Annotated in this window: 18 protein-coding genes; 9 read left to right on the forward strand and 9 right to left on the reverse strand. The window is 35.2% G+C overall.

Annotation, left to right across the window (positions count from 1 at the left end; all coding sequences use genetic code 11):
• Positions 1-74: 74 nt before the first annotated feature.
• From EAH81_RS19745 to EAH81_RS19770, 6 genes are all read left to right on the forward strand, one after another.
• Positions 75-788 carry a 3'-5' exonuclease gene (locus EAH81_RS19745; protein WP_140510403.1) on the forward strand — a complete coding sequence of 238 codons (714 nt, stop codon included), beginning with the start codon at positions 75-77 and terminating at the stop codon, positions 786-788.
• A gap of 86 nt (positions 789-874) precedes the next feature.
• Positions 875-1,948 carry a winged helix DNA-binding domain-containing protein gene (locus tag EAH81_RS19750; protein ID WP_140510405.1) on the forward strand — a complete coding sequence of 358 codons (1,074 nt, stop codon included), beginning with the start codon at positions 875-877 and terminating at the stop codon, positions 1,946-1,948.
• Between the two features lie 325 nt (positions 1,949-2,273).
• Positions 2,274-3,713 (forward strand): nucleoside recognition domain-containing protein, encoded by a 1,440-nt coding sequence (locus EAH81_RS19755; protein WP_140510408.1) that lies wholly within the window; start codon positions 2,274-2,276, stop codon positions 3,711-3,713.
• Between the two features lie 270 nt (positions 3,714-3,983).
• Positions 3,984-4,265: an IS200/IS605 family transposase gene (tnpA, locus tag EAH81_RS27885; protein ID WP_241676600.1), complete on the forward strand. Its 282-nt coding sequence runs from the start codon at positions 3,984-3,986 to the stop codon at positions 4,263-4,265.
• A gap of 402 nt (positions 4,266-4,667) precedes the next feature.
• Positions 4,668-5,399 (forward strand): hypothetical protein, encoded by a 732-nt coding sequence (locus tag EAH81_RS19765; protein ID WP_140510410.1) that lies wholly within the window; start codon positions 4,668-4,670, stop codon positions 5,397-5,399.
• A gap of 71 nt (positions 5,400-5,470) precedes the next feature.
• Positions 5,471-7,075, forward strand: coding sequence for a fumarate hydratase (locus tag EAH81_RS19770; RefSeq protein ID WP_140510412.1), 1,605 nt, complete (start codon positions 5,471-5,473; stop codon positions 7,073-7,075).
• A gap of 136 nt (positions 7,076-7,211) precedes the next feature.
• On the opposite strand, the gene EAH81_RS19775 is transcribed toward EAH81_RS19770, so the two are convergent.
• Positions 7,212-7,706 (reverse strand): PAS domain-containing protein, encoded by a 495-nt coding sequence (locus EAH81_RS19775; protein ID WP_140510415.1) that lies wholly within the window; start codon positions 7,704-7,706, stop codon positions 7,212-7,214.
• 97 nt (positions 7,707-7,803) lie between these two features.
• On the reverse strand, positions 7,804-8,886 hold the full coding sequence (gene dinB / locus EAH81_RS19780; protein WP_140510417.1) for a DNA polymerase IV: 1,083 nt from the start codon (positions 8,884-8,886) through the stop codon (positions 7,804-7,806).
• A gap of 140 nt (positions 8,887-9,026) precedes the next feature.
• On the opposite strand from dinB, the gene EAH81_RS19785 reads away from it, so the two are divergent.
• The gene (locus EAH81_RS19785) at positions 9,027-9,761 is read left to right on the forward strand and encodes a metallophosphoesterase family protein (RefSeq protein WP_140510420.1); all 735 of its coding nucleotides are present in this window, start codon (positions 9,027-9,029) and stop codon (positions 9,759-9,761) included.
• A 49-nt stretch (positions 9,762-9,810) separates the two neighbouring features.
• A complete protein-coding gene (locus tag EAH81_RS19790) occupies positions 9,811-10,338 on the forward strand; it encodes a DUF6646 family protein (protein ID WP_140510423.1) in 528 nt (175 codons plus the stop codon).
• Positions 10,339-10,438: 100 nt separating this feature from the next.
• On the opposite strand, the gene EAH81_RS19795 is transcribed toward EAH81_RS19790, so the two are convergent.
• Positions 10,439-11,326, reverse strand: coding sequence for an S-adenosyl-l-methionine hydroxide adenosyltransferase family protein (locus tag EAH81_RS19795; RefSeq protein WP_140510425.1), 888 nt, complete (start codon positions 11,324-11,326; stop codon positions 10,439-10,441).
• 215 nt (positions 11,327-11,541) lie between these two features.
• Here EAH81_RS19795 and EAH81_RS19800 point away from each other — a divergent pair, with 215 nt between their 5' ends.
• Positions 11,542-14,196: a TonB-dependent receptor gene (locus tag EAH81_RS19800; protein WP_140510428.1), complete on the forward strand. Its 2,655-nt coding sequence runs from the start codon at positions 11,542-11,544 to the stop codon at positions 14,194-14,196.
• Between the two features lie 267 nt (positions 14,197-14,463).
• On the opposite strand, the gene EAH81_RS19805 is transcribed toward EAH81_RS19800, so the two are convergent.
• The 6 genes from EAH81_RS19805 to EAH81_RS19830 all read right to left on the reverse strand — a co-directional run bounded on the left by EAH81_RS19805 (position 14,464) and on the right by EAH81_RS19830 (position 24,389).
• Complete coding sequence (locus EAH81_RS19805; protein WP_140510431.1) at positions 14,464-17,247, reverse strand: M4 family metallopeptidase; 2,784 nt, start codon at positions 17,245-17,247, stop codon at positions 14,464-14,466.
• Between the two features lie 369 nt (positions 17,248-17,616).
• The gene (locus EAH81_RS19810; protein ID WP_140510433.1) at positions 17,617-18,273 is read right to left on the reverse strand and encodes a 3-oxoacid CoA-transferase subunit B; all 657 of its coding nucleotides are present in this window, start codon (positions 18,271-18,273) and stop codon (positions 17,617-17,619) included.
• Positions 18,274-19,021: 748 nt separating this feature from the next.
• Positions 19,022-19,723 carry a CoA transferase subunit A gene (locus EAH81_RS19815; protein WP_140510435.1) on the reverse strand — a complete coding sequence of 234 codons (702 nt, stop codon included), beginning with the start codon at positions 19,721-19,723 and terminating at the stop codon, positions 19,022-19,024.
• A gap of 533 nt (positions 19,724-20,256) precedes the next feature.
• A complete protein-coding gene (locus EAH81_RS19820; RefSeq protein ID WP_140510437.1) occupies positions 20,257-22,563 on the reverse strand; it encodes a penicillin-binding protein 1A in 2,307 nt (768 codons plus the stop codon).
• 10 nt (positions 22,564-22,573) lie between these two features.
• Positions 22,574-23,053: a gliding motility lipoprotein GldH gene (locus tag EAH81_RS19825; protein ID WP_140510440.1), complete on the reverse strand. Its 480-nt coding sequence runs from the start codon at positions 23,051-23,053 to the stop codon at positions 22,574-22,576.
• Positions 23,037-24,389, reverse strand: a complete 1,353-nt coding sequence (locus tag EAH81_RS19830; RefSeq protein WP_140510443.1) for a stage 0 sporulation family protein — start codon at positions 24,387-24,389, stop codon at positions 23,037-23,039. Before EAH81_RS19830 ends, EAH81_RS19825 begins: the two co-directional genes overlap by 17 nt.
• Between the last annotated feature and the right edge of the window lie 337 nt (positions 24,390-24,726).

Genomic DNA, 24,726 nt, shown 5'->3' on the forward strand with positions numbered 1-24,726 from the left:
TTTTAAAGTGAATTTGTGTACATTTATCTACACAAAGAATTAGTGCTAATCCGTGCAATTCGTGGTAAAAAATTATGATCGAAAAATTAAATCTCAACAACATTCTGTTTCTGGATATAGAAACCGTTCCTGAAGAAGAAAACTTCAATTCGCTTGACGCGGAAATGCAATCGCTTTGGGACCATAAAACGCAATATCAAAGGAAAGACGATTTTACTCCGGAAGAATTTTATGATCGTGCCGGAATTTGGGCCGAATTTGGAAAAATCATTTGTATCTCGGTCGGATATTTCACAATTAAAGGCGATGTCAGAAATTTTCGTGTGACATCGTTCTTTGGCGATGAAAAGAAGATTTTAAAAGACTTTAATAATTTACTGAACAATCATTTTAGTCAACCGCAACATCTTTTATGCGGACACAATGCGAAGGAATTTGATATTCCGTTTATTGCAAGAAGAATGATTATTAACCAAATTGCTATTCCGGACAAACTGAATCTATTTGGAAAAAAACCTTGGGAAATTCCGCATTTGGATACTTTAGAATTATGGAAGTTTGGCGATTATAAGCACTTTACATCTTTAAAATTACTGACTAAGATTCTTGGGGTTCCATCGCCAAAAGGCGATATCGACGGAAGTCAGGTTGGTCACGTTTATTATGTTGAAAAAGATATCGATAGAATTATAACCTATTGCGAAAAAGATACTATCGCCGTAGCACAGGTTTTCCTGCGCTTACGTCGTGAAGATCTTTTAATTGATGATGAAATTATTCATGTTTAACTAAAGGTACAAAGGTTCAGAGGAACTAAGGAACAAAGCTAAAATGAACTTATATAACTTATATGGTTAAAATAATGTTTTAGAAAATGACACATCAGGAAATCTCACATTACAGACTGGCTTCGCAAAAGCTTTATAAAACAACGCAATGTTTGCCACAAGAAATTGTGCAGCATTTGGGCGCGATGCAGGCACAGGATTATGCAATGGCAAAATGGGCGATTGGTTCTCGTTGTGATTCTTCTGAAAAAGAGATTGAAGAAGCTATAAACTCAGCCAAAATAATCAGAACTCATATTCTAAGACCAACCTGGCATTTTGTTGCTGCCGATGATATTTATTGGATGCTGGATCTTTCGGCTCCACAAGTCAAACGCTTTACCACTTCTGCTGCCAAAAAATACGGTTATGATGCCAAAAAACTAAATGAGGCTAGTGCACAAATCGAAAAACTACTTTCCGGAAACAATCATTTGACTCGGGAGGAAATCATGCAGGAACTCAACATTAAAAAAAGTTCCAACGATGATTTTTTAAGCGCTGCAATTATGATGAATGCCGAATTGGATGGTTTGGTTTGTAATGGTAAAATGAAAGGTAAACAAATCACTTATGCCCTACTCGAGGAAAGAGTTTCTAAGCCCAAAAGCAAACTAACAAAAGAAGAAGGTTTGGCTAAATTAGCCCTCCGATATTTTGAAAGTCATGGTCCCGCAACGTTATTAGATTTCTCGTGGTGGTCCGGTTTTCCTCCAACTACCTGCAAATTGGCTATTAATGCAATAGAGTTGCAATTGAATTCTGTTGAGATTGAAAACCAGAAATATTGGTTTGGAAATGATATTTCTACAGATTACAATTTCCGCGAAAGCGTACATTTTCTTCCAGCTTTTGATGAGATTTTAATTTCTTATAAAACCCGTGAAGCTTCTATTCTTTTGGAACATCAATCTAAAGCTTTTACCAATAATGGAATCTTTAAACCCATTATTCTCGAAAACGGAAAAGTTATTGGAACCTGGAAAAAAACGATTAAAAAAGATCATGCCAAAATAGAAACGCAATTTTTTCATGAAACCGAAAGTCATAAAAAAGAAATTCTGTTTGAAGGGATTAAAGCTTTTGAAAACTATCTGGAGACAAAAATTGTTATCGAATAAATTAATTCCCGAATCCTTGTATATCGCTCCAATGGAGCTGTTAGAAACAATATACAACGTTTCTATAAATATAACGCCCTTCCATGGCTTAAGAAAACTCCGTTAGGAGTGCAATATTTATAGCATAAGAATAGATGATTGATTTTCAAGCCCCATCGGGGCGTTATATTAATAACACGGTTATGAGTATTTGTTAAAGTAGAATCGACATAATTTAATTCGATGGCTGAAAAATTACAATTTCAATCAAATACTTCTCGTTTCGGCATTAAATTCTTTATGCATTTTATTGCTAAATAATTACATTTACAAAAAAAACAGCGCTATGGTATTAAGTAGATTTTGGTTAACTATTTTTATTTCGTCGATTATCTTTATTATAATCAGCTTGTTTACTGCCAATACTTATACCATTGATTATGTTTTGAATGGAAAAAAAGACGATCCTATTCTGGTTTCTGAAAAATATGCTGAACAACTTCCTGCTTTTATCAAAGACAGTATCAAAAAAGCACCGGATCAAACGATGATTATCAATCGTGATACGCTAAATCCTGATACAACTTACGTTTATAAAAACAAAACCGTAAAAATTTATAGCGGTGTTCAAAAATCAGACGGTTTATTGCCTACCTGCAAAACCACATTGATGGATTTGATTTTGCCACTTATGGCCTATTTGGCATTTTTCTGCGGATTGATGGAGCTTTTAATCATCTCCGGAGTTTCGGGAAAACTGGCTAAAGCACTAAGTCCGGTTTTTGTAAAAGTGTTTCCAAGTATTCCTAAAAACCATCCTTCGATCTCCTATATGACCTTAAATTTTGCTGCAAATTTCTTAGGATTAGATTCAGCTGCAACGCCGTTTGGTTTAAAAGCAATGGAAAGTTTACAGGAAATAAATCCCGACAAAGACAAAGCCAGTGATGCGCAAATTATGTTTATGTGTCTTCATGCTTCTGGTCTGACTTTAATCGCAACTTCGATTATTGGTTATCGCGCTGCTGCAAATGCAAGTAATCCAGCAGATGTTATGCTTCCGTGTATTATAACTTCTTTTATTGGTACAATTGCGGCTTTCCTAATTGTTGGAATCAAACAAAAAATCAATTTCAAAAGTGCTTCACTTGTTATCGCCTTAATGGTATTAATCGCCGCCATTGTTGGTTTGTTGATGTATGTAAACCATTTGGACTTAATTGGAAAAAACTATTTCACAGCTAACCTTTCCGGATTAATCTTAGTTGGAATTATCGGTTCGACATTAATTTTCTCTTTCATACATGAAAAGAAATTTACAGACGCAAACACGACCGTTTTTGATGCTTTCGTAGTTGGAGCAAATAATGGTGTTAAAACGGGAGTTACCATTTTCCCTTACGTTTTAGGAATGTTAGTTGCTATTTCTCTATTCAGAAACAGTGGTTTATTCGAAATCATAAGTGATGGAATTGCTTTTGTTTTCTCAAATATGGGAGTTAACAAACAAATTACGGATGCGTTACCCGTAGCAATGCTCAGACCTTTTAGTTCGGCTGGATCACGTGGATTTTTAATTGACTCGATGAATACTTTTGGTGCTGATTCCTTAACGGGAAGATTGAGCAGCATTTTTCAATGTAGTGCCGAAAGCACTTTTTATGTAATTGCTGTTTATTTTGGTTCTGTTAATATAAAGAATACGCGTTATGCTTTGGGGACGATGCTTTTGGTGGATGTAATTTGTGTAATTACGGCAATTTTTGTGGCTACGTGGTTTTTTTAAATCATTACATAATTTAAACTGGACTGAAGTCCAGCCCTATAATATAAATCGAGCCGTTGGCTCTTTATTTTGAAATTTTGTAAAAAACGAAAAAAAGCATATATCATTTGAAGACAATTTATTAAAGTTCCGGAGGAACGAATCATATTGTAGGGCCGTCCCGAAACTTCTGCATTAATCCGGTTTAAACGTAAGAACAAATTCAATATTTTGTAAGAATATTTTGTATTATTGTAAAACGAAATAATCGTTTAAAATAATACATATCAAATGTCAAATACATTTCATCAGGTTTACATTCAAGCAATTTTTGCAGTAATATACAGAGAGGCACTTATCACAGATGAATGTAAATCTAAAATACTAAGTGTAATTGGAAATTTAATAAATGAAACAGGTTGTAAAACCATTATAGTAAATGGAACAGAAGATCATATTCATTGTCTTTTAGGCCTTAAACCAACAATTTCTATTTCAGATTTAATGAAAGTTGTAAAAGGAAAATCTTCAAGGTTTATAAATGATCAATCAATTAACAAAATGCAAATTTGAATGGCAGGAAGGTTATGGTGTTTTCTCCTATAGTAAATCCCACATTGATGCCGTATATAAATACATTGCTAATCAAGAAGCACATCATAAAAAACAAAATTTCAAAGATGAATATTCGTCTTTTTTAAATAAATACAATGTTGAATTTGATAAAAGATTTGTATTTGAAAATTTAATATAACCAATCTTTACATAAACTGGACTGAAGTCCAGCCCTACAATATGGTTCGAGCCGATGGCTCTTTTTTGGAGTTGTGGAAAAAACAAATTATATTTTTGATCAAAATAAAAACATTCATAAGCCAAAATCCATTTTTCGAAGTTCCGAAGGAACAAATTATATTGTAGAGCTGGACTTTAGTCCAGTTTAATACAAAATGAATTTATAAATACCACACCGTAATGAAACCACAATACCTCTTTATTCTATGCATTTTAATGGGTTGTCAAAAACCAAAATCAGAATCACAAATAACAAGTATAACACCAGAAAATAAAACCAAAACCGTAGTTGCTGTTCCGGAAAAATTCTTAAAGACCGACACAATATCAATTACAGAAGGCGAAGAAAGTGCTGCAAACAGTTATATTCTGGCAAATCTTGTGGGTCAAAAAGCAGATAAAGACAGTATTGTAACAGCAAAATATCAACTTGATTTTTATCAGAATAAAACCAAAACTGCTTCTTCTAAAATTACAATTAAAGGAATTGAAAAAGGATCAGAATGGGGAGCTTCTTACGGATTGACTTCGGCTACAGCCAAAAACTCTTCGTTTGTTCAGATTAGTTTTGGATATCCTGCTTGCGGTTATATGCAAAGTAACTATTTGTATTATTTAAAAACTAATGATTTGCAGCTCGTTCATCAATGGGATTCTATGACAGATAGTGGTTGGGGAAGCTGGGTCGAATTCGAAAATCCTTCGGCGAAAGCCAATCCCGAGTCTTTTTATTGCAAAACTGTTTCGTTTGAACCGGATGATAACGATGAAAATATGGGAACGGTTACTCATTCTGATTCGATAGTTTTTCGCTTAAGCGGAAATAGCTACAAAAAGGAACTTCTTTCGGCAAAAGACAAAACTTATTTCGAGAAAAAAATGAGTTTTGATGCTTTTCACAATCAGAAATAAACACATAAAAACAGCGCTTATTCAAATTCTTTCTTAGGTAAATAATTTCTAACTTTGTAAAAAACAAAGCAATGATTGATTTTATATACCAAGACCCTTATCCTATTTTAAAGGATGATACGCAGTACCGCAAAATTACTTCTGATTTTGTAAAAGTTGAGCAGTTTGGAGAACGCGAAGTTTTGACCGTTGACCCAAAAGCACTAGAATTATTGGCAGAAGAAGCCTTAACAGATGTTTCGTTCATGTTAAGAACGACACATTTGCAAAAACTACGTAAAATTCTTGACGATCCTGAAGCTACGGACAATGATCGTTTTGTTGCTTATAACTTACTTCAAAATGCTTCTGTTGCTGCCGAAGGTCAATTGCCAAGCTGCCAGGATACCGGAACTGCAATTGTAATGGCCAAAAAAGGAGAAAGCATCTTTACAGGTGTTGATGACGCTGAATGGTTGAGCAGAGGAATTTTCAATACCTACCAAAAACGTAATCTGCGTTACTCACAAATTGTTCCGATTTCGATGTTTGAAGAAAAGAATTCAGGTTCTAATCTTCCGGCGCAAATTGATATTTATGCAAAAAAAGGAACTTCATATGAGTTTCTGTTCATGGCAAAAGGTGGTGGATCTGCTAATAAAACATACTTATACCAACAAACGAAGTCTTTATTGAACGAAAAATCTATGGATGCTTTTGTTCGTGCAAAAATCAAAGATTTAGGAACTTCAGCTTGTCCGCCTTATCACTTGGCTTTAGTAATTGGAGGAACTTCTGCGGAAGCGAATCTAAGTGCGGTTAAAAAGGCTTCTGCCGGATATTATGATCATTTGCCTACTTCAGGAAATATGGCTGGTCAGGCTTTTCGCGATATAGAATGGGAAGCAAAAGTTCAGAAAATCTGTCAGGAAAGTGCGATTGGTGCTCAATTTGGAGGGAAATATTTCACACATGATGTTCGTGTAATTCGTTTGCCTCGTCACGCAGCTTCTTGTCCGGTTGGACTGGGAGTTTCTTGTTCTGCTGATAGAAACATCAAAGGAAAAATCACTAAAGACGGAATCTTCGTTGAGCAATTAGAAGTTAATCCAAAACAATTTTTACCGGAAACTGCTCCACATCTAGAAGCTCCTGTCGAAATTGACCTGGATATGCCAATGGCTGATATTTTGGCTAAATTGAGTCAATATCCAATTAAAACTCGTTTAAAATTAAACGGAACCGTAATTGTTGCCCGTGATATTGCTCACGCAAAAATCATGGAATTACTGGAAGCCGGAAAACCAATGCCGGAATATTTTAAAAATCATCCTGTGTATTACGCCGGACCTGCAAAAACTCCCGAAGGAATGGCTTCAGGAAGTTTTGGACCAACAACTGCAGGACGTATGGATGTTTATGTAGATGAATTCCAGAAACATGGCGGAAGTATGATTATGCTTGCAAAAGGAAATCGTACCAAACAAGTTACGGATGCCTGTCATAAATATGGCGGATTCTACTTGGGTTCAATTGGTGGCCCTGCAGCAATTCTTGCTCAGGATAATATTTTAAAAGTTGAAGTTGTTGATTTTGAAGAATTAGGAATGGAAGCTGTTAGAAAAATCACCGTTAAAGATTTCCCTGCTTTTATTATTACTGACGATAAAGGCAATGATTTCTTTGAAAATTTATAGGATCGGAGTTAGCCACAAAGACACTAAGACACAAGTTTTCATACAAAAACCGTCCAGATGGACGGTTTTTTTGCTTCTTATATTAAATTATCTTTGCGACTTTGCGTCTTCGTGGCAAAAACGTTACAGTCAAACCTTATGCAACTTCTTTTTCGAAAGCTATAAAATGTGTTATTTTACCTTTTAGATTAAAAACCGGAGAAGCATTAATTATACATTTATAGATTCTTCCGTCTTTTCTATAATTCTGAATTGTTTTTTCAAACGGGATCTGCAACTTAATTGCTTCTCTCATTTCTTCGATAACAGTTTTACAACTTGTTGGTCCCTGAAACATTCTTGGTGTTTTACCCAGAACTTCTTCTTCTTTATAACCTGTCATTCTTTTGATCTTATTTGAAGCAAAAATAATTTTCAGATCCAAATCGGTCACTAAGACAACTTCATCCTGAATCCTGTCTTTAATATCCAAATTAACGTCATTCCAGGCAAATTGCTCCGAAATCTTTTTCATTTTCTTTAAATCAGTCAAACCGGCTTTCAATTCTTTCAAATATTCACAATGAAATTCCCATGCCATAATAGGCAGTGAATGTCGATTGGAAACTTCTTCAAATTTATTGGCTTTCATTATAAATGATTCATGTTAGATAACGCTTCTTTCAAAGATAGAAAGAAAATTCGTCACAAAATAATAAAAATTGCGATTTAACGATAGATTAATCGAATCAAAAGGCAAATTTAAGCTGTACAACAACAGCTTTCTTTTCTTCGGTATTTAAATTGCTTAAAGAAATTCCGAGCAATCGGACAGAATCTCTCATTCGCTCCTGATACAGTAATTCTTCTACTGTTTCGAGAATCAGACTTTTATCTAAAATAAAATAAGGCAATGTCTTACTTCTTGTTTGTTGCGTAAAATCGCTGTATTTAATTTTAAGCGTTACTGTTTTTCCGGATATATTATGTTTTTTTAAACGTCTTTCTAATGAAGTGGCAATTTTATCGAGTTGCTCCAGCATAAAAATTTCCGAAGATAAATTCACGTCAAAAGTATGTTCCGCCGCGACAGATTTGGTAATACGGTCTGATTTTACTTCGCTATTATGAATTCCGCGAACAACTTTATAATAAAAAGTTCCCGATTTTCCGAAATGCTTTTCGAGAAATTCCTCTGTTTTACTTTTAAGATCCGTTCCTGTAAAAATTCCTAATTGGTACATTTTTTCGGTGGTCACTTTTCCAACGCCATAAAATTTTCTGATGGGCAATTCTTCCAGAAAAGCTTCAACTTCATCTGGGTTTACCGTTTTTTGTCCGTTTGGTTTGTTGATGTCGCTGGCAATTTTAGCAACAAATTTATTAATTGAAATTCCAGCCGAAGCAGAAATTCCGACTTCATTCAAAATTCGCATTCTGATTTCCTGCGCCAATAAACTCGCACTTGGATTTCCTTTTTTATTTTGTGTTACATCAAGATATGCCTCGTCAAGCGAAAGTGGCTCAACCAAATCTGTATAATCGTGAAAGATTGCATGAATTTTATTCGAAATCTCTTTGTAGCGATCAAATCTTGGACGGACAAAAATAATTTCGGGACAATACTTTTTTGCCAAAACACCACTTATAGCACTTCGAACACCAAATTTTCGCGCTTCGTAACTAGCTGCCGAAACTACTCCTCTATTCTCTGAACCACCAACAGCAACAGGTTTTCCGCGTAAAGCCGGATTATCCATCTGCTCTACCGAAGCATAAAAAGCATCCATGTCAATGTGGATAATTTTTCGATATGTAGGCGCATCTGACATTATGCAAATTTAAGCAGTAAAAGCAATAAAAAGAACGTCGATATAGTTATAAATAGTATCAAATTTTAAAGATTCTCAACTTAATGATCTCAAACAAATCATTTTCTTTATTTTTGTACTTCTACACGAAATAAAATAAAATGCGAACATTTGTTATAGGCGACATACACGGTGGATTACTCGCACTTGAGCAAGTGATGAAAAGAGCCCAAATTACTACTGAAGATACTCTTATATTTTTAGGCGATTATGTGGATGGATGGAGCCAGTCGCCACAAGTAATTGATTACCTAATTGACTTAAAAAGCAAACAGAATTGTATTTGCATTAAAGGAAATCATGATGATTTATTATTGTCGTGGTTTAGAAATGAAACCGAAGAAATTGACGAAACTTCCTGGTATAAACACGGTGGTGAAGCAACTGTAACGGCTTACGAAAAAGTAAGTGCCGAAACAATCAAAATTCATATTGCGTTTTTAGAATCACTGGAAGATTACTATCTGGACACTGACAACCGATTGTATATTCATGCCGGTTTTACAAACGTAAATGGTATCACATACGAATATTTTCCTAAGCTATTTTTCTGGGACAGAACCCTTTGGGAAACGGCACTTTCTTTAGACCCAAACCTGAAAGAAGGCGATATGTTTTATCCTAAACGTTTCACGTTATACAAAGAAATCTTTATTGGACATACTCCCGTAACCAGAATTGGTGAAACAGTTCCGGTACAAAAAGCCAATGTTTGGAATGTCGATACAGGTGCGGCTTTTAAAGGTCCGCTGACAATAATGAACGTTGAAACCAAGGAATTCTGGCAAAGCGATCCTTTAAGCGAATTGTATTTTGACGAAAAAGGTAGGAATTAGTCCGTAAAAAACTATTTTTGCACTTTAAAAATTATTAATATTTAAGTTTATGAAAAAGATCATCACACTTTTGTTTTTGGTATCATTTGGAATTACACAAGCACAACAAGCTTTTAAAGGAAAAGGAGATATTAAAGTTAATGTCGGCGCTAATCTTCAAGACGGTGGTTCAGGAATTCAGGGATCAGTTGATTTTGGTTTAGGGGAAAATTTCTCTTTTGGTTTTGTTGCTAATTATTTATTAGGCGTTGATAATTTTAATGGTTTCTATCACAATAACCCAACTCCATATTATGACCAAAAACCGGATTTTAGTGACCGTTTTGATGCTAAAGCAAGAATTAATGCAAATTTAAGCAGCGTTATTGGGGTTGACCAACTAGACGTTTATCCAGGTTTAAGTTTAGGATTACATAATTTTGGTGGTCACGTTGGTGGTCGTTATTTCTTTACTGAAGGATTTGGTGTTTTCACAGAAATTGGATTCCCAATCGCAAAATATGGTAATAATGATGGTGTATTTGATCATTTGAATAACCAGACTACTTTCAGTCTAGGAGCTTCTTTTAATTTGTAAAAAAAGGTTTCTTGCCACAAAGGCACGAAGCCACAAAGTTTATATATAACAAAAACCGCCTAATTGGGCGGTTTTTTATTTTTACATTCAAAGTAGTAAACTATTTGCTAAGCAAAATACTCCAATCTGCTCCACTGTATATTTTATATTTTTCAGAGAAACTGCCTTGATTTACTGCCAATGAGAAATTCAAAAGGCTGTTAAAGTAGCAAACATCAGTACCAACCGGAACTTCTCCGAAGGTGTGTACCAGTTTTAATTTTCCGTCGTATACTTTTTTAGTTCCGTTGAAAATTTGGATTTTAACCAGGTCTCCGGCTTTCAAATCTAAATTTGCAAATGTCTTTTTATCAACATTTGTCCACACGTTTCCGTATTGAATGTCTAAAATTGGAATTCCGCCTTTGATAATTCCTTTTTCGAAAACCGGTTTTTGGTATTCGATTTTTACAACTTCATTTGGCAATTTTGGTCCAACTTCTTCAAAAGTAATTGTTTTTGATGCTAAACGGGCTCCGGTAAAAGCGTAAACATCACGACCATGAAATGTATATGATTCATTTGAATTCTGACGACGGTTTTTTACTTCATCAATTTCACGAACTTCCTGAATCCCTAATTGTTCTGCGATTAAGGTTAAAGTTCCGTTATCCGGAGTTACAAAATAATGTCCTGATTTGGTCAATAGAACAACTGAATGTCTTGAAGTTCCTACTCCCGGATCACAAACCGAAACAAAAACAGTTCCTGCAGGATAATATTGAGCTGTTTGAGACAAACGATATGCAGCTTCCCAAATATTAAATGCCGGGATTTCATGTGTTACATCAAATATTTTCAAATCGGTTGAAACTCCCATTGCAACCCCTTTCATAGCAGATACTGCTCCATCTTTCAAACCAAAATCTGATTGAAAAACCAATACGTTATTTTGCGAAAATCCGTTAAATGTAATAGCACACAAAAAAAGTAATAATCGTAATTTCATTTTTTTTCTTTTTAAATTTTACGCAAAGATATTTCATTAAACTTGAAAATTGACACGTTGAACTTATAAATAATACAGTTTTATAAATCAATTTTGATTATTTACAATTACATTTGCATTTTATTCTTTAATCTATCTAATTAGTAGACAAATACCTCTTTTCACTATTTAGATTGTAGAATATTTATAATATCATCCAAAACCAAATTTTATCAATGAGAAAAAAATTAAAAATCGTAATAACAGCAATTATTACTTTATCGAGTACTTTGTTTTTTGCACAAAACCATGAGATCAAAGGAACGATTACAAATGAAAACGGGAATCCGTTAGAATTTGCAACTGTGCTTATCAAAGGAACTCACATTAACGCAACAAGTGATGATTTAGGGAAATTTACTATAACATCTTCAACAAATAATCCAACACTTGTCATATCGCTATTTGGCTATCAAACTAAAGAATTCGTGGCAAAAGATCATTTTGTAGATGTTCAATTGGCGCTGGAAAATAATAGTCTTGACGAAATTGTGGTTGTTGGAAGCAGAAATCCTAATAAAAGCAAACTTGAAACTGCTGTTCCTGTTGATGTTGTGAATTTGGCAAAAATCAGAAATATAACGCCACAGACTACGACAAATGATATCCTGACGTATATGATTCCGTCTTTTAACTCCAACAGACAATCTTCATCTGATGGAACAGAACATATCGATCCGGCTTCTTTGAGAGGTTTAGGCCCTGATCAGGTTTTGGTTTTGGTTAACGGAAAAAGAAGACATACTACTTCATTGGTAAATTACCAAAATACAGTTGGAAACGGTTCTGTTGGTACAGATTTAAGTGCAATTCCGGCTTCGTCAATCAAACGTATTGAGGTTTTGCGCGATGGTGCTGCGGCACAATATGGTTCTGATGCGATTGCGGGTGTAATCAATTTGGTTTTAAAAGACAATGCCGGTCTTGAAGTAAATGCAACTTATGGCTCAACGTCTCGAGATGATGGTCAAACTACGAACGTGAATTTAAACTACGGAGCAAAAATTGGCAATAAAGGTGGTTTTATCAACTTAACCGGAGAATTCAATAACCGCGAAAAAACCAATCGTTCTCAAAACAATAACCTGATTATCTTTGATCAATCTGCAGAAGGCAACTTTTTTGCTTATGATTTTGCCGATAATCCTGCTCAATCTCGCCAAATTGATGATAATTTATTAGCGCAAAACGGATTGAAACGTGATGATTTCAATTTTCAGATTGGTGATGCTAAAATCAAAAATATTCAGGCATTTTTCAATACTTGTATTCCGTTAAACGACCAAATCGAGTTTTATGCTTTTGGAGGCGTGAGCCACAGAAACGGAACCGGTTACGGTTTTAGACGTTTACCAAGCGAAACAGAGAATGTTGTCGCTTCAATTTTTCCTTTTGGATTTCAACCGGAATTAAATTCTGTTGTAACGGATCTTTCTTCTTCTGTTGGTTTTAAATTTAAATTTGGAGAATGGAAACTGGATGTGAGTAATACTATCGGAGAAAACAAATTTATCTATGAAGTATCGAATACAAACAATGTTTCTTTAGGCGATAATAGTCCGACCGATTTTAAGGCTGGAAATCACTCTTTTTTACAAAATACTGTAAATGCTGATATTACAAGATTATACAAAAGTGTTTTTAATGGTTTGAATGTTGCTTTTGGAGGTGAATATCGCTTCGAAAAATACAAAATTGTTCCCGGTGAAGAAGCTTCTTATATTGATGGCGGAGCACAATCGTTTCCAGGATTTTCTCCTTTGAATGCTGTAAATGAAAACAGAAACAGCGTTGGCGTTTATGCTGATGTTGAGGCAGATGTTACAGAGAAATTATTAATTGGAGTTGCTGGTCGTTATGAAGATTTCACTGATTTTGGAAATACTATTAACGGAAAATTATCTGCCAGATATAAAATCTTAGATAATCTTTTTGTTCGCGGAGCCATTAGTACTGGTTTTAGAGCACCTTCCTTACACCAACAGTTCTTCAACAATATCGCAACTGATGTTGTAGATGGACAGCTTCTGAATTCTGGTATTTTTAGAAATGATAGCCAGGTAGCGAAAGAACTTGGAATTCCGAAATTAAAAGAAGAAACTTCCAGAAACTATAGTTTTGGAATTGTTTATTCTCCAACAAAAAAACTACACATTACAGCTGATTATTATCACATTAGAATTGATAACAGAATTATCTTAACCGGAAACTTAGGAAACGATGCTTATGGAGATCCTGTTCCTGCGCTTCGTGATTTGTTTGCGCAATATGGTGCTCAAACGGGTCGTTTCTTTACCAACGCCATCAACACAACTACAAATGGCGTTGATGTTGTTATTGATTATGATATGAATGTTGGTCCCGGGAAAATGAATCTGTCGTTATTGTATAATTACAACGACAACAAAGTTGATGATCAATTAAATAATATTCCGCCATTATTTATTGGTCAGGAAGATGTGTACTACGGGCCTCAGGAAAGAAGTTTGATCGAAACGAATACGCCTAAACACAAAGGAACTTTTGCTGTGAATTATAGTTTGACAAAATGGAATTTCTTATTGAGGAATACTTATTTTGGAGAAGTTATTCGTGATGGTTTTCCTTTTGGAGGCATCCAAAAACACAACGGAAAGGTGGTTACAGATTTGACTGTGGCTTACAAAATCACTCCAAAAGTTCAGATTGCTCTGGGAGCAAACAACTTATTTGATATTTTCCCGGACAAACAAATCTACGAAAACAGTTACTACGGGGTGTTTAAATATGCGCCGGTACAAATGGGAACTACGGGAGCTTATTACTTTGGGCGTATGAGTTTTAGCTTGTAACGTTTTTTGCCGCAAAGGCGCTAAGTCGCAAAGTTTATTCTTTTTTAGTCTCGCAAAGTCGCAGAGTCGCAAAGTTTATCTCCTCATTTTATGTCATTTATGACAAACAGTATGTTTAAAACTTTGCGACTTAGCGTCTTTACGAAATTAATTTCAGCCAGAACCTAATAAAAAAAGCCTCGCAATTTGCGAGGCTTTACTTTTACTAATTCAATTTAAGATTTCAGTTCTGGTTTTCAAGATCAAACTGAAAACTGCAACTGAAAACTATTTCTTCACGAATTTCTTCACGATTCTTTTATCACCTTTATTTAATTCGATGATATAAATTCCGGTGCTCAAGTTGCTTACATCAACTAGATTTCCAGAAAGTTGTCCTACGCTAAGTTGTTGACCTAATGTGTTTATAATTCTAAAAGTATAACCTTCACTGTTTGCAAAAGAAACGTTCAATTCGCCTTCAACCGGATTTGGATATAAAGCAAAACTTGAAGTTTCAACTGTTTCAACTAATCCTGCAGTGATTTCCGGAGTTGTAATTGCTCCTGAAGCAGCTATGTTTATAGAATAATCTTCTACTTGACCATAAGAAAAAGATTCACAAGACGTTGGGATTCCGTTATATTTCATCGAAACTCTAACTCTCGTTGTTCCAAGAACTGCCGTTGACGGAATTGTGATTGTTCCCGTTACCGGAGTTGTTGTTGATGCAGCTTTTGTCCAAACTGTTTCGCCTGAATCTGCAAAATCACCATCTTGATTGTAATCGATAAAAACGGCATATCCTTCGCTATAAACAGATGAAGTCCATGTTGGTGTAATTGTTATCGTATAAGCAGTTCCTCTTGTTGCATTTGTAGAAGTAGCAGTAAAATCTTCATATCCAGTTGTTGCTGTAGAAGTTTTACTGATTGTTCCAAAAACAACTTTTCCAATTCTTTCGTCCGTCGCGCTATTCCCTTTTGAGGTACAATACGCTACTGAAGCAGCAGTTGTCGTAACATTTACAGCATTACTTGCTGCTGAAACATTTCCTGCAGCATCTTTAGCTTTTACAGTAAAAGTATAAGCTGTTAAAGCTGTCAATCCAGTTACAGTATAACTTGTTGTTGCAGAAGAACCTTTTAGAGTTGCTCCCTGATAAATATCATATCCAGTTACGGCTACATTATCTGTAGAAGCTGTCCATGTCAAATTGGTTGTGGTTCCTGTTGTTCCCGCTGCAGCAAGAGCTGTTGGAGCGCTTGGAGCAACTGTGTCTGTTGATCCTGAATATGCAGCCCCAATACCTACAGCATAAAATGCATTTGTTGTTGCGATAACTTCAGCAGAACCTGCTCCGTACAAATCAATAGCCGATTGTATTCCGGAAGTTCTTGCATTTGCATAAGTAGAGTTAGAAGTCAAATACACATCTTCTAAACGGAAAGCTATTAGTGCTGCTTTATCAATCGTGATTCCAGTTACGTTATAAGCATTTCCAATATCATTTGTTCCTGTTTTACCTACAGACAAGATGTAAAACCAGTGATTTAACACACCTGAGTTAGTGTGAACGCCACATTGGTCGTTATTATTTGTTGGTGTACAGTTTACGTTTACCCAATAAGTTCCTCCGTAAGTATCCGGTTGTCCTTCAGAATTTGGATCACTCATCGAACGCAAAGCAAGATGTCCGCTTCTTCTTTCGATATCTTCACCTACTAACCAGGTCGATTTTGTTGGCGCTGCACGATATTCGATACAAGCTCCCCAAATATCAGAGAAACCTTCGTTCATTGCTCCGGATTCTTTTTGATATGCTAAATTTGCCGTGTAAGTACAAACGGCATGACCAATTTCGTGCCCTGCAACATCCATTGCCGTTAAGATATCAAATCCTCCGGTTCCGGTTCCGTCACCATAAGTCATAACACTTCCGTTCCAGAATGCGTTATTGTTATCCGGATATCCTGCAGCCACTAAATTATAGTGCACATAACTTTTGATTTTTGCTCCGGCATTGTCGTAACTATTTCTTCCGTGTACGGCTGACCAATAATCATAAGTCATTTCGGCACCCCAATGTGCATCAAGTGCTCCATTGTCTTTGTTGGTGTTATTATACTCGGCAGCTGTCCAGTTATTATCCGCATCAGTAAAGTTTGTTGTTGGATACGTTGCAGTTTTTGCTGAATTATAGGTTTGAACTCCATTTCCGCGAGTACCATCAGATAAAATATACGAAGATCCGCTTAATGTTGTCTGAATAGTTTGGGTTCCGCTATAACGCGTCGCTGCATTTGCCGCAACAATCGCTACTTTAGAATTTGGAGCATTGTTTTGCACTTTGGCTGCAGCCGAAATTAATCTGCCATGACTATTTTCACCAAGGTGTTTTATTGTTGCATTATAAAATAACGCTTCTCCCGTTTGGGCATCAATATAAAGATCACCGCGACTCAATGGTTTTGTAGCATATATATCAAACTTATAAGCTAAACGTACTTTATCACTTTTTCTTTCTTTGCCCTGTTCATCCATTGCAGGAAGCAAAACCAGTTCCCCTTTTGGCTTTTGGTAATCCATTACGGCAGCATCTGCAGGAGTTTCCCATAAATACTGTTTTGCTCCTATGTGAGCAACTGCTCTGTCAAAAGCGGCCTGACTTGACAATTTAGGAGTTGTTTTGGCGTTTTCGATCGCATAAAACTCTCCGTTCATCGAAACTACTTTTCCACCTTTGGAGTGTATGGTGTAATTGGCAAATTCAACTTTGATTCCTTGTTCATACAATTGAAACTTTTCATGCGTAAAACCTTCTTTGTCCGATTCTTTTCTAACTTTCGAAAAAGACTGGGTTGCTTTTAAACCCAGTTGTTCCTTAAAAACAGTATTATAATCTGTTTCCTTGTAACTGGATTTTTCACTAAATGTGATTAAACTCGGCTGTCCATTTTCTGAGACACTTTTCTGAGCTACTCTTTTGTCGGTATTCTGAGCAAATCCGGATAGCGAAAATGTAAGAATAACAACGGTTCCGGCCATAATTTTTGGTAATTTTCTTTCCATAATAAATGTGGTATTTTAGTTTGGTTAAATGGATTACAAACAAAATATTTAATGTAAGTAAATACTTTATTTTGAGATAAAAGTATTTTATTTATGTTAGATAAACGGTATTTTTTACCTTTAATCGATAAAATACAACATATTTTACATAAAATTCACATTTATTTAACAAAGCATGAAGAATTCACAAAAAGATGAGCCAAAAAATAATTATTCTATTGATTGATAGTCAATTACGACGATGAAAACTGCTGAGATGCTAATTTTACTGGGAAAAAGCATTTTATAAATTTTTAAAATATTCCTACAAAAAAAGGGCCAGCCTTTTAAAAGCCAGCCCTCATGCGTTCTCAGACAAAAAGTAAGAATTTATCTGATATCCATTTCCGGAATATCTCCTTCAATTATTAATTCAGCTTCAGTTGATGCAATGATGTGTTCGACAGAAACACCTGGCGCACGTTCTAAGAGCTTAAAACCCTTTTCGGTCACTTCCAGAACTGCAAGCTCGGTTACAACCTTTTTTACGCATCCTACGCCGGTTAATGGCAAAGTACACTTTTTTAATATTTTTGATTCACCGGCTTTATTCACATGCATCATGGCAACGATAATGTTTTCGGCAGAAGCCACTAAATCCATTGCGCCTCCCATTCCTTTTACCATTTTCCCCGGAATCTTCCAATTGGCGATATCACCGTTTTCTGAAACTTCCATCGCACCCAGAATCGTTAAATCAACTTTTTGACTGCGGATCATGCCAAAACTAAAAGCGGAATCAAAGAAACTCGCTCCCGGCAATGTCGTAATTGTTTGTTTTCCTGCATTGATAATATCAGCATCTTCTTCTCCCGCCAAAGGAAATGGTCCCATACCGAGAACACCGTTTTCGCTTTGAAATTCTACTGCGATATCTTCTCTGACGTAATTTGCAACCAAAGTTGGAATACCAATTCCAAGATTGACAAAATAGCGGTCTTTTACTTCTTTTGCAATTCGTTTTGCAATATCTTCTTTTGTTAACATAAATTCAATGTGTCAATTTATTAATGTGCCAATTTGGAAATTAGATAATTAGATAATGCTTTCATTTGCACAATCTATATCAATTATCTCATTATCAAATTGACTAATTATCTAATTATTTTCTCGTGAAATAATCCCAGGTTGCTCTTGTTATATCTGCAATTATTTTCTCTGTATCTTCTTGATTTTCTGTGATATTTTTTTAAAAACACTGATAAAATGAAATGCTTTCCATTTGGGAGTTTTATAATTCCAATATCGTTCATTGCAACTCTCAAATTAGCATCATTTGTACCTGAAATCCCAGTTCTATGTGCCAGTTCAGTATTTTCAGGAAGTCCCGCTTTTTTTAAGGTTCTTGTTTGTTTTGATTAATTAGAAAATGTGTTAATTAGAAAATTTGATAATGCTTTGCTTTATATAATTTACCGTAATCACTTAATTATCAAATCATAAAAAATTAAATTATCTATAAAAAAGCTGTTGTAATCCATTTTAAGCTTATATAATTAATTCCTTTAAATAAATAAAATTAACTTATTGAACTAAAACACTTTACATTTAAAACAAAAGTTTTAACGCAATATAGTTGCGTTTTTTTTTCTGATGATCTAATTTCGTAAATACCAACTAGATAATATGCCGTGTACAACATAACAATTGTCTAATTATCAAATTGACTCATTATCTAATTCAATTACGCAATCCAAAAGAATTATCTAATCGACAAATTATCGCAATTATCCAATTAAACTCTCTGTCTCACTGTTCGCTGTTCAATTCTCTTTTCAAATTTTTCTCCTTGAAAGATCCGCTGTACCATAATTCCGGGAATATGAATTTGATTTGGATCTAATGTTCCAACCGGAACCAGTTCTTCAACTTCTGCTATGGTAATTTTTGCGGCACCGGCCATACAAGCATTAAAATTCCTTGCTGTGCCTTTAAAAATCAAATTTCCGGCTTCGTCACCTTTCCATGCTTTTACAATCGCAAATTCGGCTTTAAAAGCTTGTTCCATGATATGCATTTTTCCGTTGAATTCACGAACTTCTTTTCCTTCGGCAACTTCGGTTCCAAATCCTGCCGGCGTGAAGAAAGCTGGAATTCCGGCTTGTGCTGCACGACAACGTTCAGCTAACGTTCCTTGTGGTGTTAATTCGACTTCAAGTTCGCCTGACAGCATCTGACGTTCGAACTCGGCATTCTCGCCCACATAAGACGAAATCATCTTTTTGACTTGTTTCTTCTGCAAAAGCAATCCTAAGCCAAAATCATCTACTCCCGCATTATTTGAAATACAAGTTAGATCTGAAATTGAAGTATTTACTAATGCTGCAATAGTATTCTCCGGAATTCCGCATAAACCGAAACCTCCAAACATGATGGTCATTCCGCTTTTAATTCCTTCTATGGCGTCCTGAACGTTATTTACTTTTTTTGTAATCATAACAAAGGGTCTTTATTACTGTATATTTTTGATAAAAATAAGATTTTTAGATTAAATTATAACGATTTCGTAAAAATAAAAAATCAGAGCAATGATTCATTTGAATTGATTCGTGGTAAAGCTCTTATTCGCGGATTCTGACATTAAGTTAAGAGGGAATCTATCAAATTACTTAACAATTTAATCAACAAAGTAATTAGAAAAATCCGTTTTATCAGCGTTTTCGCTTTAGCGAATCAGTAAAATCAGCGTCTAATTTTGACGCGGATAAAACAGATTTACTTCGTAAAAACGCGGATTAAAACGGATTTGATCTGCAATAATTTTATTTTTTAAAAGCTTAACTTAATGACATTGCCCGAAGCCTCAGGACATCCTACAATATGTTTTGTTCCGATGAAAATCTTTTATAAAATTCAAAAAAAAATCCTTTTGTATCTTCCGAAAATTCAGAAAGCACAAAAGGATATTTTTAATTATTATTATTATTATTTTGCAAAAAGCAACTGTGACTGAAAACTGTGGCTAAAAAACTACAGTTCGAATTCGTCTGTATTTTGTTCTGTTTGTGTTGTATCTTTTACTACTGCAGGTCTGCTGTAACAATCTACTTTTATAGAAAGGTTTGCAGGTCTTTCGAATTCTGATTTAGAAACCTGAAGTCCCGGATCTGCGTAACAAAGTTTCATGAAATAACCCCAAATTGGCAATGCAGCCGTAGCTCCTTGTCCGTAGGTTAAACTTTTGAAACGTGCTGAACGATCTTCACATCCAACCCAAACTCCGGTTACTAAGTTTGGAACCATTCCCATAAACCAACCATCAGACTGGTTTTGTGTTGTTCCTGTTTTACCCGCAATTGGATTTCTAAACATATATGGATATCCTGTCCAGCGATTATCTCCACTTCCTCCACCTTCTGTACGTAAACGTGCACCAGAACCGGTTTCTGTAACTCCTTCTAATAATTTGATTACTGCAAAAGCAATATCTTTATTCAAAACATCATGAGATTCCGGAATAGGCTCGTAAATAACCTCGCCGCTTTTGTTTTCGATACGGCTTAAAAATTGTGGTTTTACATAAACTCCCTGATTGGCAAATGTACTGTAAGCAGCAACCATGTCTTCAACTGTAATATCAACGGCTCCTAAAGCGATAGAAGGCTGAGCAGGAATTTCGGTTTTAACCCCTAATTTATGTGTCAACTCTACAACAGCTTCCGGGCCAACGCGGTCTATTAATTTTGCAGAAACGGTATTAATCGAATTTGCAAGACCTTGCTTTAAAGTTACCATTCCGCGGTATCTGTTATCAGAGTTTCTTGGTTCCCAGTCTGCGGTAACATTATGACGCCCTTTGTGAATCATAAATGGTCCATCAAGGATTGAATCACAAGGAGACATATTCAATTGCTCAATAGCTGTCGCGTAAACAAACGGTTTAAAGGTAGAACCTACTTGTCTCGCTCCTTGCCCCACGTGATCATATTGGAAATATTTGTAATTGATTCCACCAACCCATGCTTTAATGTTTCCTGTTTGTGGTTCCATCGCCATTAAACCTGATTGCAAAAAGTGTTTGAAATAACGGATAGAATCCATTGGGGTCATTGTAGTATCACGCTCCCCTTTCCAGGTAAATATGCGCATTTTTGTTTTTACCTTGAAGGAAGCAATGATATCATCTTCGCTTTTATCCAGATCTTTCATAATTGCCCAACGTGTTGAGTTTTTCATGGCTTGCATCAGAAGTTTTTCTGTTTCTGCCTGAGTGATATTTACGAAAGGTGCATTTTTATTGTTTTTCTGTTCGATGAAAAATTGTTGCTGTAAATTTTTCATGTGCTCAGAAACTGCTTCTTCGGCATGCAATTGCATTCTTGAATCGATTGTGGTGTAAATTTTCAATCCATCTTTGTAGATATCATAATCTGAACCGTCTGGCTTTTTATTCTCAGAAACCCATTTTTTCATGTAATCACGTAGATATTCTCTGAAATAAGTAGCCGTACCTTCGCGGTGACTTTCTAATTTGAATTTTAAAGTAATTGGCAGAGCTTGTAATCTCAACTTTTCAGATTCTGTAATCATCTTTGCTTTTTCCATTTGAGAAAGCACTACATTACGACGATTTTTTACTCCTTCCGCATTACGAACCGGATTGTATAAACCAGAGTTTTTGAACATTCCGACTAAAATAGCCGATTCATCCATTGTTAAATCTTTTGGATCTTTAGAAAAATAGGTTTGTGCCGCTGAACTTACTCCAACTGAATAGTTTCCGAAATCATAAACATTGCAATACATTGCCAGAATTTCGTTTTTGGTATATTGTCTTTCCAGACGAATAGCAATTATCCACTCTTTTATTTTCTGTACTATCCTGAAAGGAAGAAATTTAGATCCTTCTCCGTGAAATAATTGTTTTGCTAATTGTTGCGATAATGTACTCGCTCCACCATTGGTTCCTAAACTAAAAACAGCTCTTAAGGTTCCGCGCCCGTCGATTCCTGAATGTTCATAAAAACGAGCATCTTCGGTGGCAACCAAAGCTTCTACCAGACTTTTTGGTAAATCTGAGTATTTAAGCTGTGATCTGTTGGTTTTGAAATACTTACCAATAACTACTCCGTCTGACGAAATAATTTCAGTAGCCAAATTGGAATCCGGATTTTCTAAATCTTCAAAAGAAGGCATTGAACCAAATAATCCCCAAGAGGCAAATAAAAAGAAAGCCAGAATACCTAACAACGTGTAGGCAAAGATTCTCCAGAACTTCTTTTTATAGTAATTAATATCTTTAACACTATTTGATTGATTGTTTTTTTTAGCAGCCATAACTATTTTTCTAATCTTTTTGTTCTATTCTAAAACCAACGTCTGTAATACCCTCTAAAGCCTGAACTCCAGGAATTTTTCCTGATTCTCTAACGGCTTGTTTGATGTGTACTTTGTATTTTCCTCTAAACTTTACATCTTCTTTGTAAAACAGTTTACTTTCTTTAATATCAGTAAAACCGTTTCCTAGTAAGGTTCCGTCCGGATTTGCCATTTGATATTCTAAAGTATCTACTTTGGTGAAACCACTTGGTGTTTCAATAGCAACAATCAAAAACAAATTATTAAAAGGATAATTGTTATTGTCTCTTAAATTTACAAACAAATTGTATTTTTTGGTAGAATCTAAAACTGGCAAATCAAAGGTTACAACGCTGTCTTTGTGCCATTCGCTGCCGACAGATTTGTATTGATCAAAAACTCTTTTTTTATCACAAGAAAAAAAAAGTATTGCTGCCAAAAGAAGAATTCCGCTATTTTTTATTCTCATTTTTAGTAATAATTATAGGTTTTCTTGGCTCCGCTGGCTTATTGTCATTCGGATTATTTCCTTTTTCTTTATTCGGATTGTTTTGTTTGTTGTTATTGGGTTTATTCTGTTTGGGTTTATTTTGATTCGGACTTCCTACAACTGGTGGCTTATTGTTATTTGCCTGTTGAGGTTTAGCCGGAGTGGCCACAATCGCATTTTCACCATCTGGTTTGCGCTTACGATTTGGTTTCTTCTTTCTTTTTGGCTGATCAAAACGCGTTAAACTTTCCTGACCCATTGCATTATTAAAATCTTTTTCAGGCTCCGAAACAATCTCAATAGCAAAATCTTCTAATGACGAAACCTTATTTTTCAACTTGTTTTCGGCAATAATTTCTTTTACCTGATCAATTTTCAAAACATGCCAGTTTGCAAAATTATTTGTGTAAGCAAACCACATCAATCCTTTAAAAATATCTTGTTTTTGGCAGATTGCATCCCCTTTTTCGGTTACTAATTTAGTATCGTAATCTGGAAAATCTTTCAAGGCATCCATGTAAGTGTCAAGCTCGTAGTTCAAGCAACACTTTAATTTTCCGCATTGTCCTGCTAATTTTTGTGGATTCAGCGAAAGTTGTTGATAACGTGCCGCCGATGTATTTACACTTCTAAAATCTGTAAGCCAGGTTGAACAGCAAAGTTCACGTCCGCAAGAACCAATTCCGCCTAAACGAGCTGCTTCCTGACGGAAACCAACTTGTTTCATCTCTACTCTTGTGCTGAATTCTTTTGCAAAATCTTTAATCAAAAGTCTAAAATCTACCCTGTCATTTGCGGTGTAGTAAAAAGTAGCTTTTGATCCGTCTCCCTGAAATTCAATATCTGAGATTTTCATTTCTAATTTATGAGAAATTGCCAATTCACGCGCACGAACTTTCATTGGTTCTTCACGATCACGCGCTACAGACCAAATATCAATATCTTTTTGAGATGCTTTACGGTAGATTTTTGGCACTTCGTTACTTTCGTGATTGACCCCTTTTTTCTTCATTTGAATTTTTACCAATTCTCCTGTCAAAGTTACAATCCCAATATCGTGTCCCGGTGATGCAACAGTTGCTACAATATCACCAATACTTAACGTTAATTTTTCTGAATTTCTAAAAAATTCCTTACGTCCGTTTTTAAAACGTACCTCAACGCAATCAAAAATTGCCTCTCCATTAGACGGACTCATGTTCGAAAGCCAGTCAAAAACCGTCAACTTATTGCAGCTATCGGTGCCGCAAGTCCCATTATTTTTACAACCTTTTGGTGCGCCACCATCTGAGGTTGAACAACTTGTACATGCCATAATTATATATGTAGTGTTGCAAAAAAGCAACTTAAGTTCATAAACGTTTGATCGGTAAAGATAGTATTTTTTTTAGTTTGCTTTTTAACGATTAAAGCTAAAGGGGTGTTAAATGGCTAAACCGTTCATTTTTAATCTAAAAGCGCTTTGTTTATCTGTATTAAGTTGCCTTATTATGTTACTCTTTTGACAGATACAAGTAAAACGTTTGTTCAAAACTAGAGATTTTTGTACCCAAAAATCAGGACTAAAAATCATGTTTTGAAAAACCTCCAAAATAACACCATTGTATTTGGATTCATTCATAAATAAAAAAGAAATTTCTCTTGCTCAGTAC

It is taken from the genome of Flavobacterium pectinovorum, from assembly GCF_006438875.1.
Lineage (GTDB): Bacteria > Bacteroidota > Bacteroidia > Flavobacteriales > Flavobacteriaceae > Flavobacterium > Flavobacterium pectinovorum_A.

Coding starts and splice junctions, on each gene's coding strand:
- EAH81_RS19745 (WP_140510403.1), top strand. CDS start 75: ATGATCGAAAAATTAAATCTCAACAACATTCTGTTTCTGGATATAGAA.
- EAH81_RS19750 (WP_140510405.1), top strand. CDS start 875: ATGACACATCAGGAAATCTCACATTACAGACTGGCTTCGCAAAAGCTT.
- EAH81_RS19755 (WP_140510408.1), top strand. CDS start 2,274: ATGGTATTAAGTAGATTTTGGTTAACTATTTTTATTTCGTCGATTATC.
- tnpA (WP_241676600.1), top strand. CDS start 3,984: ATGTCAAATACATTTCATCAGGTTTACATTCAAGCAATTTTTGCAGTA.
- EAH81_RS19765 (WP_140510410.1), top strand. CDS start 4,668: ATGAAACCACAATACCTCTTTATTCTATGCATTTTAATGGGTTGTCAA.
- EAH81_RS19770 (WP_140510412.1), top strand. CDS start 5,471: ATGATTGATTTTATATACCAAGACCCTTATCCTATTTTAAAGGATGAT.
- EAH81_RS19775 (WP_140510415.1), bottom strand. CDS start 7,706: ATGAAAGCCAATAAATTTGAAGAAGTTTCCAATCGACATTCACTGCCT.
- dinB (WP_140510417.1), bottom strand. CDS start 8,886: ATGTCAGATGCGCCTACATATCGAAAAATTATCCACATTGACATGGAT.
- EAH81_RS19785 (WP_140510420.1), top strand. CDS start 9,027: ATGCGAACATTTGTTATAGGCGACATACACGGTGGATTACTCGCACTT.
- EAH81_RS19790 (WP_140510423.1), top strand. CDS start 9,811: ATGAAAAAGATCATCACACTTTTGTTTTTGGTATCATTTGGAATTACA.
- EAH81_RS19795 (WP_140510425.1), bottom strand. CDS start 11,326: ATGAAATTACGATTATTACTTTTTTTGTGTGCTATTACATTTAACGGA.
- EAH81_RS19800 (WP_140510428.1), top strand. CDS start 11,542: ATGAGAAAAAAATTAAAAATCGTAATAACAGCAATTATTACTTTATCG.
- EAH81_RS19805 (WP_140510431.1), bottom strand. CDS start 17,247: ATGGAAAGAAAATTACCAAAAATTATGGCCGGAACCGTTGTTATTCTT.
- EAH81_RS19810 (WP_140510433.1), bottom strand. CDS start 18,273: ATGTTAACAAAAGAAGATATTGCAAAACGAATTGCAAAAGAAGTAAAA.
- EAH81_RS19815 (WP_140510435.1), bottom strand. CDS start 19,723: ATGATTACAAAAAAAGTAAATAACGTTCAGGACGCCATAGAAGGAATT.
- EAH81_RS19820 (WP_140510437.1), bottom strand. CDS start 22,563: ATGGCTGCTAAAAAAAACAATCAATCAAATAGTGTTAAAGATATTAAT.
- EAH81_RS19825 (WP_140510440.1), bottom strand. CDS start 23,053: ATGAGAATAAAAAATAGCGGAATTCTTCTTTTGGCAGCAATACTTTTT.
- EAH81_RS19830 (WP_140510443.1), bottom strand. CDS start 24,389: ATGGCATGTACAAGTTGTTCAACCTCAGATGGTGGCGCACCAAAAGGT.